9 protein-coding genes are annotated in these 13785 nt (G+C 58.5%); 4 read left to right on the top strand and 5 right to left on the bottom strand.

Going from position 1 to position 13785, the window contains the following annotated elements; translation table 11 throughout:
- The first annotated feature begins 118 nt into the window (after positions 1–118).
- Positions 119–832: an HAD family hydrolase gene (locus VO84_RS05090; RefSeq protein WP_058186212.1), complete on the top strand. Its 714-nt coding sequence runs from the start codon at positions 119–121 to the stop codon at positions 830–832.
- A 110-nt stretch (positions 833–942) separates the two neighbouring features.
- Positions 943–1407, top strand: coding sequence for a (deoxy)nucleoside triphosphate pyrophosphohydrolase (locus VO84_RS05085; RefSeq protein ID WP_331458392.1), 465 nt, complete (start codon positions 943–945; stop codon positions 1405–1407).
- A gap of 170 nt (positions 1408–1577) precedes the next feature.
- Here VO84_RS05085 and VO84_RS05080 read toward each other — a convergent pair whose 3' ends face one another.
- Positions 1578–2828, bottom strand: a complete 1251-nt coding sequence (locus VO84_RS05080; RefSeq protein WP_058186211.1) for an Nramp family divalent metal transporter — start codon at positions 2826–2828, stop codon at positions 1578–1580.
- 172 nt (positions 2829–3000) lie between these two features.
- On the opposite strand from VO84_RS05080, the gene VO84_RS05075 reads away from it, so the two are divergent.
- Positions 3001–4272 carry an amidohydrolase family protein gene (locus tag VO84_RS05075; RefSeq protein ID WP_231737789.1) on the top strand — a complete coding sequence of 424 codons (1272 nt, stop codon included), beginning with the start codon at positions 3001–3003 and terminating at the stop codon, positions 4270–4272.
- Positions 4273–4421: 149 nt separating this feature from the next.
- On the opposite strand, the gene VO84_RS05070 is transcribed toward VO84_RS05075, so the two are convergent.
- The 3 genes from VO84_RS05070 to VO84_RS05060 all read right to left on the bottom strand — a co-directional run bounded on the left by VO84_RS05070 (position 4422) and on the right by VO84_RS05060 (position 8505).
- Complete coding sequence (locus VO84_RS05070; RefSeq protein ID WP_058186210.1) at positions 4422–5639, bottom strand: lactonase family protein; 1218 nt, start codon at positions 5637–5639, stop codon at positions 4422–4424.
- A 106-nt stretch (positions 5640–5745) separates the two neighbouring features.
- Positions 5746–6984: a lactonase family protein gene (locus tag VO84_RS05065; protein ID WP_197413903.1), complete on the bottom strand. Its 1239-nt coding sequence runs from the start codon at positions 6982–6984 to the stop codon at positions 5746–5748.
- Between the two features lie 174 nt (positions 6985–7158).
- Positions 7159–8505, bottom strand: coding sequence for a beta-propeller fold lactonase family protein (locus VO84_RS05060; RefSeq protein WP_058186208.1), 1347 nt, complete (start codon positions 8503–8505; stop codon positions 7159–7161).
- 357 nt (positions 8506–8862) lie between these two features.
- On the opposite strand from VO84_RS05060, the gene VO84_RS05055 reads away from it, so the two are divergent.
- A complete protein-coding gene (locus tag VO84_RS05055; RefSeq protein ID WP_058186207.1) occupies positions 8863–11490 on the top strand; it encodes an Ig domain-containing protein in 2628 nt (875 codons plus the stop codon).
- A gap of 76 nt (positions 11491–11566) precedes the next feature.
- Here VO84_RS05055 and VO84_RS05050 read toward each other — a convergent pair whose 3' ends face one another.
- Complete coding sequence (locus VO84_RS05050; RefSeq protein WP_058186206.1) at positions 11567–13651, bottom strand: M13 family metallopeptidase; 2085 nt, start codon at positions 13649–13651, stop codon at positions 11567–11569.
- Positions 13652–13785: the final 134 nt, after the last annotated feature.

The following is a 13785-nucleotide window of genomic DNA, read 5'->3' as shown; positions in this document are numbered from 1 at the left end:
CAAGAGATTGAAGGGGATAGCAAAAAGGTGGCAGGTCGTAAACGAACGTTAACGTGCAAATTCACCCGATATCGAGGAGAATAGAGATGGAATTTATAGACAGGGCAAAGCGAGCTAAATGGAAACGCAGCTTGAGGCCGAGCGCTGGAGCGCCGGCGAGTTTGAGAAGAAGATTGAAGGCATAAAGCCTGCCGTTGCCGTATTTGATTGCGACGGGACGCTGTGGGCAATTGATTCCGGCGTGGGCTTTTTGGAGTGGTCGATTGAGCGGGGACTTGTTTCTCGCTCCACAAGCGACTGGGTTGACACGCGCTACCGCGGCTATCGTGTGGGCGACGTGAGCGAGCTGCAGATCTGCGGCGAAATGGTACAGATTTATGCCGGGCTGCGCGAGGATGAGCTTCGCAAGGCAGCGGCGGAATATGTAAGCGAGTTTGTGCGTCCGGTGGTTTTTCCGGAGATGGAGAGGCTGGTAGCCAGCCTGCGAGAGAGCGGCGTTGAGCTGTGGGCTGTGAGCTCCACGAACAAGTGGGTGGTGGCTGAGGGCGTGCGGGAGTTTGGGATTCCTGAAAACCGCGTGCTGGCTGCCGAGGCGGCTGTGAAGAGCGGCGTGATTACCAGTGAACTGGTGGATGTGCCGACCGGCGAGGGCAAGGCCGAGGCGCTGAAGCGCGTGGGCCTGGCGCATCCGGATGCGGTTTTCGGCAACTCGATCCATGACCTGGCGATGCTGGAGATTGCGGCGCACCCGTTTGCGGTGAACCCTTCGGCTGGACTGCTGGAAGTGATTACGAGCCGTGGGTGGGGTTATTTTCAGCCCCGGACGGCGTAATTGCTGAGCCTCCAAAGACTGGCAAGTAGCTGGCTTTTCGGCAGTTGTGCGCTGCGGAAAGGTGCTTAAGTCGTTACCTGTATCCGGGGCCGCGGAGTTATGCGCGGCGCGTGAGCGGGTACACTGAAGCCGTGGAGAACGCTCAGCAAGACCCCTCCAACGCCCGACCGTCTTCCCCGGCTTTGCGCTTTGTGGTTGCGGCGCTGATTATGCGGGGAGGCGAAGTTCTGATCTGCCAGAGGCGGCCGGATCAGCCGATGGCGCTCCAATGGGAGTTTCCAGGCGGCAAAATTGAGCCGGGCGAGAGCGCGGAAGAGGCGCTGGCGCGCGAACTGGATGAGGAGCTTGGCATTCAGGCTACAATTGGGGCGCCGGTGACGCACATCCGGCACAACTATCGCAATGGCGGCGCGGTGGATCTGCGGTTCTTTACGGTACGCGAGTTTGCGGGCGAGATTACGAATCGGATCTTTGCGCGGCTGGTGTGGGCGAAGCTGGAAGATTTACCGACGTATGATTTTCTTCCGGCGGACCGCGGGCTGGTAAGGGATCTGGCGCAGGGGAAGCTGTTGTGAGGCAGGGATTCGGGAATAGGGTTATAGATAAAGAGCAAGAGCTATAGATAAAAAGCAAAACCAAATCCATAAAAGGCCAAAGCAGGTCCTTCGCTTTCCACCCCAGCCCTCCGCCTGAAAAACGGCAATGGCCAGGATGACAATCCTATCTTTGTGAATTCGTTGCTGCCTTAGTGGCCGGGAATCATTCCCCAGAGCATGACTAGCGTCAGGCCGATGACGATGATGCTGGTTGCCCATGCGATGAGGTTCCAGAGGCGGGAGTTTTTGTAATTGCCCATGAGGTCTGACCGGTTGATGAGCATCAGCATGAGGATGATGATGACGGGGAGCAGGATGCCGTTGAGGACCTGAGAGGCGACGGAAAACTGGATCAGTGTGGCGTCCGGCAGCAGGAGCACGGTGATTGCGCCGCCGGCGATGAGCAGAGTATAGAGCCAATAGAAAAAGGGCGCCTGGCGGAAGGATTTGTCGACGCCGGATTCGAGGCCTAGGCCTTCGCAGACCGTGTAGGACGTGGAGAGCGGCAGGATGGACGCGGCGAAGAGCGAGGCGTTGAAGAGGCCGAAGGCGAAGAGGACGAAGGCGTAGTCGCCGGCGAGCGGACGCATGGCTTCTGCTGCGTCGGATGCGACCTTGATCTCTCCCATGCCGTGAACGAAGAGCGTGGCGGCGCAGGCCACGATGATGAACCAGGCGACGAGATCGGTGAAGAAGCTGCCGACGATGACATCCAGGCGCGAGGCCGCGTAATCCTTGACGCGGATGCCTTTTTCGACGACGGAGGATTGCAGGTAGAACTGCATCCACGGGGCGATGGTGGTGCCGACGATGCCGATGGCCATGTAGACGTAGTCTTTGTTGCGCCAGACAGATTCTTTGGGCATCTGCACGGTGGCGAGCAGGGCGTCATGCCAGCTGGGCTGCGAGAGTACGCCGGTGAAGATGTAGGCGATGTAGACGACGGAGGCGATGAGGAAGATTTTTTCCGTGCTTTTGTAGTCGCCGCGGACAACCATGAACCAGACGAGCAGGGCGCAAAGCGGCACGGAGATGAACTTGGTGACGTGGAAGAGGTGGAGCGAGCCGGCGATGCCGATGAACTCCGTGACCACGTTGGTGTAGTTCACGAAGACCAGCGCCACCATGAGGACAAAGGTGAGGCGTAGACCGAATTCCTCGCGAATGAGATCGCTGAGGCCCTTGCCGGTGACGACGCCCATCCGGGCGCACATCTCCTGCACGACGATCAGGGCTATGGTGATGGGGATGATGGTCCAGAGCAGGTTGTAGCCGTACTTTGCGCCTGCCTGGGAGTAGGTGAAGATGCCGCCGGAGTCGTTATCGACGTTTGCGGTGATGAACCCGGGACCGAGCACGGCGAGAAAGAGCAGAATTCGAGTTCGCCATCGCTTGAGCATCCGCGCGAGTTCCTAGGGGTGGGTTCATGTGTCTTACTGACCATAACAGAGAGCAGGGAATAGGGACTAGGGAACAGGGATTAGGAAACAAAGGCAGGTTTATCAGGAGCGGCGTGGCAAAAGACGATTGATATTCGGCGGTGAATTCAGGTTCGGATTTCAGGGAACTATCGTGGAACTCTCGCCGTATACCGTTGCCATGCAAGCCCGTCGCGTTCTCTTCCTTTTATTTGTCGGGGCGCTTTTTTCGAGCCTGCCCGGTTTGTGTTCTGACCTTGCCTTGATCCACGCCAAAGTCTATCCGTCTCCCGCTGAGACGCCCATTGAAAACGGGACGATACTCATGCGTAATGGCCGTATTGTCGAGGTTGGCCCGACCGGCAAGGTTAAAGTTCCGCGCGATGCGACGTTGATTGACTGCAAAGGCATGGCTGTGACTGCAGGCTTCTGGAACAGCCATGTGCATATCCTGATTGCTGCGCTTCTGCACAGCGAAAAAATCTCGGGTGACGAACTGACTGCGCAACTCCAGGAGATATTTACTCGCTGGGGCTTTACGACGGTGTTTGACATTGCGTCTATTCAACGCAATTCGATGCTGATCCGTCGCCGTATCGAAAGCGGCGAAGTGAAGGGGCCGAGGATTCTTACAGTCGGGGAACCTTTCTGGGTCAAGGGCGGAACACCCGTGTATGTGAAGGACTTTCTGGAGACAAATCACGTCAGCATCCCGGAAGTTGAGTCGGCTGCGCAAGCGACGGAGCGAGTCCGCCAGCAGGTCCGCGACGGCGCCGACGGCATCAAGATATTTGTAGATTCCATCGAGGAAAATGGCATTTTGACCATGCCTGTGGACCTGGCGAAGGCAATTGTGTCCGAAGCCCACCGCGCCGGCAAACCTGTTTTTGCCCACGTTTCCACTACTCGAGGAATTGAAGTTGCGCTTGAAAGCGGCGTCGACATTCTGGCTCACACCACTCCCTTTGATGACGCCTGGAGCCCATCCCTTGTCGGGCGCCTGGCTGCAGCGCACATGGCTCTTACCCCGACGCTGACTTTGTGGGATATCGAAGCCAAGAAGCAGCATGCCCCCTCCAATGAGATCGAAAAAGGTATGGCGAAGGCCGACCAGCAGCTACAGAGTTTTTCGCAGGCAGGAGGCCAAATCCTGTTCGGTACCGACGTTGGCTACATCTACCAGTTTGATACTTCCGAGGAATTTATGTGGATGTCGCGCGGAGGAATGAGCTTTCAGCGAATCCTGGCTTCTCTTACCACCAATCCGACAGCGCGCTTTGGATATTCAAGCCACAGCGGGCGCATTGCGAAAGGAATGGATGCCGATTTAGTGGTTCTGGATGGTGATCCCGGTAAAGACATTACTGCGTTTTCCAAAATCCACGAAGTAGTTCGCGGCGGGCACTCGATTTATTCCGCCCCGTGACGAGGCAACATGGTTTCCAGGGAGAGTGCTGGAAGATTGTGCTCGCATTGAATGCCTGGAAATACGTTTGGCGTTGCTGTGAATCCGAACAAAAAAGCCCAGCCGGTTGGCTGGGCTTTTTGAATGATGGCGCGAGTTACGGGACCGACCTACTGCGTAACAATCGCCGAGGAGCGGTTGCCGTGCGGGATGACGACGATCGCAGCGGGCTTCTCCTCGGATGGGTAAGGAGTGTCCTGAGTCTGGTTGATGACGCCGGTATTCGTGTTGAGCCTGAAGCCGGAGACGGAGTTGCCGAGCGTGTTGGCGGTGTAGACGTAGCGCGCTTCCGCAGGCTCGACGACAATGGCGTTGGGCTGCGTATCAGTGGAGGTGTTGGATGAGCCGGTGGTGCTGATTGCAGCGGAAGGAATGCCGGTGGTCAGATCGATGGCGTAGGCGGTAACGGTCGAGTCCAGCGCATTGGCGACGTAGATGAACTTGCCGCGCGGGTCGATGGTGATGGCCGAAGGCTGGTTGCCGGTCTTGTAGGGTCCGCTGATCAGATAGTTAAGAGTGGTTCCGGAGGAGATGCCGAAGCCGACCATCTGATTGGAGGCAAAATCCACGACATACAGGAAACGGTTGGCGGGGTCGGCCGCGAGTCCGGAGGGCTTGACGCCGGCGCGATACGGGCTGTTGGTGGTGGCAGTGAGCCCTCCGCCGGAGCTGATGGCGAAGCTGTAAACCCATCCGGGGTTGGCGGTGCTGGTGGTGGTTCCACCAGGATTGTAGGCCGACTTGTCATACAAGGTGGCGTAAACGCCTGCGCCATTTGCCATGACGGTGACTGCGGTAGGCACCACGGTGTCTCCCTCGTAGCCGGGAACGGTGAGGGTCTGTAGGGCGACAGCGGAGCCGATCGTGCCGGATGAGAGCGAGTACTCTGCCAGCGTGGCGGAGCTGCTTCCGTAGGCGACAAAGAGAGCCGAGCCGGAAGGAGCGACGGCCAGGGCGACGGGTGTGTCCGGGAGGGTGATGGAATCAGAGTTTTTGAGATTGCCCGAGCCATCAATGGTGAAGTGTACGACGGTGTTGTTGCCCTGATTGGCCACGTAGAGGTTGGCGTAGGTACCATCGACGGCCAAGGCCACCGGGGAGCTGCCGCCGGAGTCGACTGGCTTGGTGCCGGAATTGTTGGCATAGCGCAGAGCGCCTGACTGGGAGTCGACCGCGAAGGTCTGGATGGCGCCGCCGCTGGTGGTTGTTGCAGAGCCGGCGAGAAAGACATAGTCGACGGTCACGAGCTGGCAGGCGGTAAGAGCAGCGGCCACGGCCAGTCCGATTCCGGAGGCCAGTGCGAGCTGGCTGAGTTTGCGTAACTTCATGCGCTTCCTTTTATTCCGGGCGTCCATGAGAAATGCCCAGGCAATCTGTTTCAGTTGTTCCTTATGGATTGTAAAAGTCCATAAGGAGGAATTTCCAGAGCGCGCCTTACTGCTTGGACGTGGCTCCGTGTGGAATGGCGGCCACGGCTGTCGGGTTGGCGTTGGCAATAAAGGGCGTGCCCTTGGAATTGACGAGCGAACCGCTATCGGCCTGAATCTGGAAACCCGAGACCGAGTTACCGAGGAAGTTGGCCGTGTAGAGGAACTCGTTGAGCGAGGGATCAATACCGATGGCCACTGGCTGCGTACCGGTGGTATAGCTGCCGATGCGGGTGAGGACGCCACTGGCGAGGGTGTAGGCGGTTATGGTCGAGTCCTGACTGTTGGCCACATAGGCATATAGCCCCTTGGCGTCGACAACGACGGCCGAGGGCTGGTTGCCAGTGTTATATGGGCTGCCTGGGAGCGGCGCGAGGCTGCCGGAGCCTGCAGCAAAGCCGAAGACCCGATCGCTGCTTGAATCCGTAACGTAGACGTATGCCCCGGTGGGATCCGAAGCAATGCCGGAGGGATAAATGCCGGCTGCGACGGGGACGCCGTTGTTTACAGGCGAAAGGGTGCCATTGGCGACGGCGAAGGCGAAGACATAACCTACACCCGATGTAGTGTCGTAGGCGCTTACATAGACGTTGCTGCCGGAGGGCGGCGCGGCGACGGAAGTGGGCAGAATGATGTCGGTGGGCGACGAAGGCAGCGTGAGCGGCCAATAGTTTGTATTGAGCGCCGAGTTTACAGCCGGAGAGCCGAGCGTGCCATTTACAGGAGTGCTGCTAGTGCTTCCCGCGGTTGTATTCTTAGTGACCTGAATCGGATACATGGCGATGGAGCCGGTGCAGGGCGAGGCCGTTGAGCAGGTGGGCAGCGGCTGGTAGGTATCCACGACGAAGAGATTGGTACCGGAGACGGCGGTGGCAATGGGGAAGATACCGGGCGTGTTCACGGTGTTCTGCGGGTAAACCTTGCCGTCATTGCCGATGATGAACTGGACGATGGTGTTGTCGTCTCGGTTGACGACGTAAAGATTGGTCTCATCGGAAGAGACAGTCTCGGCAACGGGGTTACGGCCGCCGGAAGGGAAGGGCGAGGTGGGAATCTGGCGCATGACGCCGGATTCGGAGTTGACCTCATAGACATCAATTTCGCCGTAGTTGTTGGTCCCTGCCGCCTTGGCGCTGGAGACAAAAACAAAATCTGTCGTGAGCGTGGCGCAGGCAGAGAGGAAGCCGGCGGTTGCCAGGCTTACCGCAGAGGCCAGCAACAACTGGCTCGATTTGTTCAACTTCATGCGCATCTTTCGTCCGCCGGCCAGTTTTGGCCTGCAATACCTTGTTTGTGAATCGAAGCTCCGAAATGCGCCTCGCGGCGTGTAGGGAGCTTCCATTCTGAAATCGGATGGATTCCGCACCTTGCGGAATCCCGGAGCGGGAGGGACGTTGTGTCCATCCCGCTCTGGATGGAGCTAGCTGGTGCGACCGTTGACCAGGCAGTAGGTGGCCGGACCGTTCAGCGTGTAGGTCTTGTTGGCCGAGCCAGGCAGGCTGCTGAGCGTGCCGACGTTCGGATCAAGAACCAACCCGGTGACCGAGGAGTCGTTGAAGTTGGCCGTGTAAATGAACTGGTTCGACGGGTCTTCCACCAGGCATGAGGGGCCCGCACCGGAGCCGAAGGGGCTGCCGGACATGGTGGTCAGCTGGTGACTGCTGGTATCAATGACGTACCCCGCAATGCCGCTCTGCGTATTAGTGACGGTGGCATTGGTGTTGTCGCCCGCATTGGCCACATAGATCCACTTGCCTTTGGACTCAGCCAGCAGGAAGAGCGGATTGCTCTGGGCCGGCACGTCCGGTACCGCGCCACCGGTCTGCGCCTGAAGCGAGCCACCTGCGCCCACCGTAAAAGGCAGAATCTGCGAGGGCACAGTCACGGGAGTGGTGCTGTTGGTCGGAACGTAGGTGATGGGCTCGTTATCCAGGACGTAGACGAAGGAGTTGCCTGCCTGGAGGGCAGTTGCCTGCGTGGCGTTGATCGTCTGGAGGCTGTTCTGGCTCAGGGTGAGCTGGCCGGTGGTGTTGTAGGCGTAGGGGAACACGAAGTTGCCGGTGCCCGGGGTGCCCGAGAGAGTGAGAACGAAGTTGGAGCTGAGCAAGACATCGATGGGGTTGGACGGAACCGGGAAGTAAGTCAGCTGCGAACCATCTGCAGCGGCGACCTGCGCATTGAGCAGGAGGCTGAGTCGGCCGGTGCTGGGATCGACGTTGAAGACCGTGATATCACCGCAGGAGGTAACACCGGCTCCAAGCGCCCTGGCGCAGGAAGAGTTGTCCGGAGCGTCGTGATCGAGCACGTAGATGTGCCCGCCGGTAGCATCGGCGAACATGCGGAAGGGATTCTTGCCCTGCGTATAGAAGGTCTGCTGTGAAACGAGGGCTCCGTTACCGGCGACGGAAAACTGCACGATGTTGGCCTGTGCGCAGTCGGAGTCGGTGGTATTGGTAGTGCAGTCAGAGCCGCCCTGGTTGAGAACATAGAGAAAACGGCTGCCGAGGATGAGTACAGCGCGATTGGGGTAAGAACCGCCCGAGCTGAGCGGCATGCCGTGAATGGCGGTCAGTTTGCCGGTGTTGTGGTCGATTCTAAAGCCGCTGACAATGCCCTGGCCGGCGCTGCCGCTGGTGCCAGTTGTCTGCGTGCCGGTTACATACAAAAAGCCAACTGTATAACTCTGAACGCAAGACGTAATGCTGAGGATGGCGCTAAGCGAAACTGCGCCCATCAGAAGGGCCTTGCCGAATTTCCTAAACTTCATGCGATTCCTTCATCCTGCTCTGGCGTGCTCGTCAGGCGTGCTGCGCCAAGTGTGGTCGTTCCCTGCGGAGGCGCTGGGTTGGGATGGGTCCCTGCTGCATTGTAAAAGCCGAGGGTGCGTTGTGCCTAATTTACGGTTTCAGGAAAGAGAAACCGCTGCGAATTGGACGTGACGTGGCGAGGGAAGTTATCGAAGAACGAAGGAGATGAGCTCAATCGGTGAGTTTATTCCGAATGTTCCGGCACGGTCCAGGAAGCGGCTCCTGACGATTGAATGACATGGGGCTGACATCTGCCCGATGCGGCGCCGGTACAGTTGGTTCGCTGGGTGAGCATCGGGTTATCCGGGGGTGTGGTTATGGGTGAGAGTGCTGAGCGTGTGCGCGCAGGGCTTGTGAGCATGAAACGGGCTGATACCGGGGGGAATGGCGGGCGTTTGGCCGTGCTTGCCGCAGTTCTGGCGATCATTGGCGCAATATTGACGGGCTGCGGGGGATCTTCGAAGATGACCGGCGGTGGCAATACGCCCCCCGCTCCTGTGGTAACGGCGCCAAATACTCTGACCTATGCGACGGACGCCATATCTGGAATGGTTGGCATGCCAATTATTATGGACCCCGCTGCTGTATCGGGGACCAGCAGTGTCACGTTTTCCGCAACCCCCGCGTTGCCGGGCGGGCTGATGATGGACGTTAACACGGGAGCCGTGTCCGGAACGCCGACGACGGCAGCAGCTTCAGCGAACTACGTAATTACAGCAGCGAACTCGGCGGGATCCGTTACCGTGACGTTGACGATTGCCATTGCGGCTGCTCCCCCTGCTGTTCCTGCCAACCTGGCCTATGCCGTGCCGGTTGTCAATGATACCTTTCGTACGCCGATGCAGCCTGATGTACCCACCTTCACCGGAACTGTTGCGGGATTTTCAATCGCTCCTGCTCTGCCTGCCGGTCTGACGCTTGATCCTACCAGCGGCATTGTTTCCGGCACTCCGCTTTCGGCTTCTCCGGCGACTGTTTACACAGTTACAGCCGAGAATTCCAGTGGAAGCACGACGGCGCAACTGACCGTTGCGGTGAATGTGAACCAGACGGTTCTGCTGGAACAGGGGCATGGAAGCCCGATTCTCGCCATACGCGAGAACGCGAATAATGTGTTGAGTGAAGATACATCTGGTCACTGGGTGCTCTGGAATTATGGCTTGGGCTCCATTATTACGAGCGGAGATGGGGCTGTTACCTCACTTGGGGTTGGCACTCCGGCATTGAATCAGATTGATCTTGCCGGGCAGGTTGCGGTGGTTGGCACGGCACAGCAATTGCAGATGTATTCCGTGGTGGACGGTCATCAGATTTTGTCGGTTCCTTCGCCAACCTGGTGGAAGCTGGCTTCCGATGGGAGCTATCTGTGCGCGGGCACTGCGACTTCTCTTACTGCCTGGTCATCGACAGGGGAGCAAGTCTTCAGTTTGTCGGGAGACTACCATGCCGCTAATGCGTTTGCGGCTCCGGGGCAGATACAGCTTGCTGGCGGGCCTTCCGGCGCGAATGTGATTGAAACGGATTCGCTCCCAAGCGGAAAGTCCGTAGTCAGCGCGCAGTTTTCCGGCACTTTCAATTCATGGTTCCTGGATGGGCACAGATTCCTGACCAACCTGAGCAATACGGTCTGGGTTTATTCGAGCGGAGCGGTGCAGCAAGAGTTGGTCACGCTTCCCTCGACGACCAATCTAACGGGACAAGGGAACTGGTTCTGGACTGCGGGAGGCTATCCGCCTGGGGTGAGCGTCTACGCGGTAGGCGGCAGCGCCACTCCGATGCAGGTGTTCTCCTTCTCGCCGGACTTCTCTTACACATACGTCGCTTCAGGAAGCAGCATTGCGGTCCTTCCAATACAAGATTCGACGGTGCATGTTATTGATCTCTCCGGTTCGGCGCCTGTGAGTTCGGACTTTCCAATTCCGCCGATTGGCAATCTGAGTTCGTTTGGGGCTGCGTCGGCCTTGCAGTGGATCGCGGGAAACGGTAGTGGCGTTCTGGTGGATGGCGCGAGCTTAGCATCGACACGCCGTTACTTTGGATATGGCGCGGTCTCTGGCATTGCGGGCTCTTCGAACCTGGCGGCGGTGTCGACTGCAATCGGAAAAGTTCTTATCTTCAATCCGGCGACTGCTACGCAGATGGAGTCCATCGACTTCTTTGCCAACAATCTCAGTCTTTCAACTGACGGTAGTATGGTTCTGGCCGCGGCTGGCGAAGCTCTGGAGACTCCGTTTGCGGCTAATCAAATGCTGAATCTGTATTCGCTTCCATCGACTACGCCGAGCCAAAGCATCTCTTACACAAACCCGTATCTCATCAACTTCACCCTTTCCGGTTCGGGTACGGTCCTAGGTCAGGTATTGCAGAACACCAGCCCTGGGTTGACGACACAGATGGAGTACTCCCGCACGGTCACGAACCTTCAGAATGGCTCCACGGTTTTCTCCGATACAGGGAGCGGTTCGGCGATCGTGCTTTCTCCGGATGGGACGCTGATTGCAAGTTCAACTGTTAGCGATGCTAACGTGGCATCAGGCTACGCGACGAATATTTACCGTAATGGCGAGTTGATTTCAGCGGCAGTCGGCACCGGGCTGGGGTGGCTCGATAACGGGCATCTGTTTGTCGCAAATTATACGGATGATCAGTCGCAGGGGGAGGGGCCTTATGTTTCGGGGTTTTCGATTGTCGATCCCACCGGAGCAGTTCTGTCGACAGTGCCGATCACGATGGAGGGCGCTTTCCGGTGTCCAGCTTGCCTTCAGTTCCCCTCGCCTGGGCAGGCTTACGATCCATCCACCAACAGCATTTACTCGCTGCCGTCGGGCGAGCTTTTATGGCAGGTGCAGGTGCCGGTGTCCCAGAACATTGGATTTGGGGCGGTGGCTGGATCAACGGTCGTTTTTGCAGCGGGGCACCAAGTTGTGGCTGTACCCGGGCCGTGATGTTCCATTCGCTGATATAGAAAAGACCAAGGCAAGCCCCGGTGAATGATATATTCGCCGGGGCTTGCTTTTGCTGCTACCAGACGCGGCAGGAGTTTGTTGGGTACATGGGCTGGCCCTTGGTGCAGCTGAAGGCTTTGCCGAACTCGTCGAAGTTCTGCACGGCGCCGTTGACGCGCCACTTGCCGGTGGAGTGCGGGTCGGTGAGGGCACGCTGGCGGGCGGACTGGTCGGTCTGGTTTTCGCACCATACCTGCGCGAAGCCCAGGAAGTAGCGCTGCTTTTCGGTGTAGCCGTCGATCTTGTCGTCGATGGACTTATGTTCGGCGGCGAGGGTGTCGAGGAGCGCGAGATAGGCGATGCGGAGGCCGCCATTGTCGGCGGTGTTTTCGCCGAGGGTGAGCTTGCCGTTGAGGTTCTGCGCGGTCATGCCATCATGCGCGGGCGAGGTCTCAAAGCCGCTGTATTCGGCTACTTCGCAGTCGGTGCGTTCGACGAACTTCTTGCGGTCTTCGGCGGTCTGCCACTCGCGCAGGTTGCCCTTGCCATCGTACTTGGAGCCTTCGTCGTCAAAGCCGTGGGTCATCTCATGGCCGATGACGACGCCGATGCCGCCGAAGTTCACGGCTGGATCGATGGAGGCATCAAAGAATGGCGGCTGCAGAATGCCGGCAGGGAAGTTGATGTCATTCATGGACGGGCTGTAGTAGGCGTTGACGGTAGGCGGCGTCATGCCCCACTCCTTCTCGTTGACGGGCTTGCCGAGCTTGGAGAGGTTGTAGTTGCGCTGGAAGATGGCGTCGTGACGGACGTTGCCGATGAGATCGTCGCGCTTGACTTCGAGAGCGGCATAGCTGCGCCATTTTTCCGGGTAGCCGATCTTGTTGCGGATCAGCGAGAGCTTTTCCTGCGCGGCTTTCTTGGTCTCGTCGCTCATCCAGGGCAGGGTTTTGATGTCGTCGCCGAGGGATTTTTCGAGGGGGGCAACGAGCTGGTCCATCTTGGCTTTAGCCTGGGGTGGGAAGTTCTGCTTGACCCAGTCCTGGCCGACGGCTTCGCCGAGCGCCATGTCGGTCATCTGCGTGCACTGCTTCCAGCGCGGGGTGGGTTCTTTCTGGCCTGCGAGCACCTTGCCGAAGAAGGCGAAGTTTTCGTCGAAATACGCCTTGGGCAGGTTCGATGCAACGGCGTGGATGGTGTGCCAGCGCAGATAAGACTTCCAGGCATCGACCGGCTCGGAGGTGATGAGGCCGTTGAGCGACTTGAAGAAGTCCGGCGTGGTGACGTTGAGCGTGTCGAAGCTGCCTATCTTTACATCCTTGAAGTAGATGGAGAAGTCGAAGTCGGGCGTGAGTTTCTGGAAGTCGGCGACGGTGTAGATGTGGTAGCGGGCCTCGGGGTCGCGCATGGCGACGCGGCTCATGGAAGCCTTGGCCAGCGCGGTTTCAATGCGCAGCACGCTGTCGGCTTCTTTGGCGGCGGCGTCCGGCGTGTCGCCAGCCAGCGTAAACATTTTGGTCAGGTGATCTTTGTACTTATCGCGGATCTTTGCGAATCGGTCGACGAGATAGTAGTCGCGATCGGGGAGCGAAAGGCCGGACTGGCCGACGGTGGCGATTTGTTTGCTTGAGTCCTTCTCGTCCTGCGAGACGCCGAAGCGGAAGAAGGGCGCGGGTTCGCCGTGAGCCGCCAGTTCGCCGGCAAGGGTGGCGAGCTTATGCGGATCGTTCAAGGCGGCAATGCGGTCGAGCGCAGGCTTGAGCGGCTCGAGACCCTTCTGCTCCACGAGATCGGTGTTCATGCAGGCGGCATAGTAGTCGCCGAATTTTTTCTGCAGCGGAGTTTTGGGATCCTTCGACGCTGCGTCCAGCTCCTGCCAGAGGAGATAGCGATTGCGTTCCCCAAGCAGCGAGAAGCTGCGCGCCCAGCGGACCTGGTCGGCGGGAATGGGATTGGCCTTGTTCCAGTTGCCGCAGGAGTACTGGTAGAAGTCGGTGCAGGGGTCCGCGGTTTTGTCGATGGCGGAGAGATCGAAGCTTTTGGCCTCGGGTGGTGGCGCGGGCTTGTCAGGATTCGATTGGGCTCCGGTGGTTTGGGCACTGGCAGTGAAAATGATTCCGGCTGCAAGCAGCAGAGCGGATGCAATGCGAGAACAGTTCATCGGTTTTCCCTTTGGGAGTGGGTGTGCGTGCTTAGATGGATAGCAATGTAGCACGCCGCAGCGGGGGGCGTTGTCATTTGATTGCTGGTTCGCATCCCCGAACAGATTGATCTGCCATAAGAAAACTCAGCCAC

The organism is Occallatibacter gabretensis, assembly GCF_001449115.1.
Taxonomy (GTDB): domain Bacteria; phylum Acidobacteriota; class Terriglobia; order Terriglobales; family Acidobacteriaceae; genus Telmatobacter; species Telmatobacter gabretensis.
Note: the sequence above shows the minus strand (reverse complement) of the source record. Positions and strands in the feature narration are given on the sequence as shown.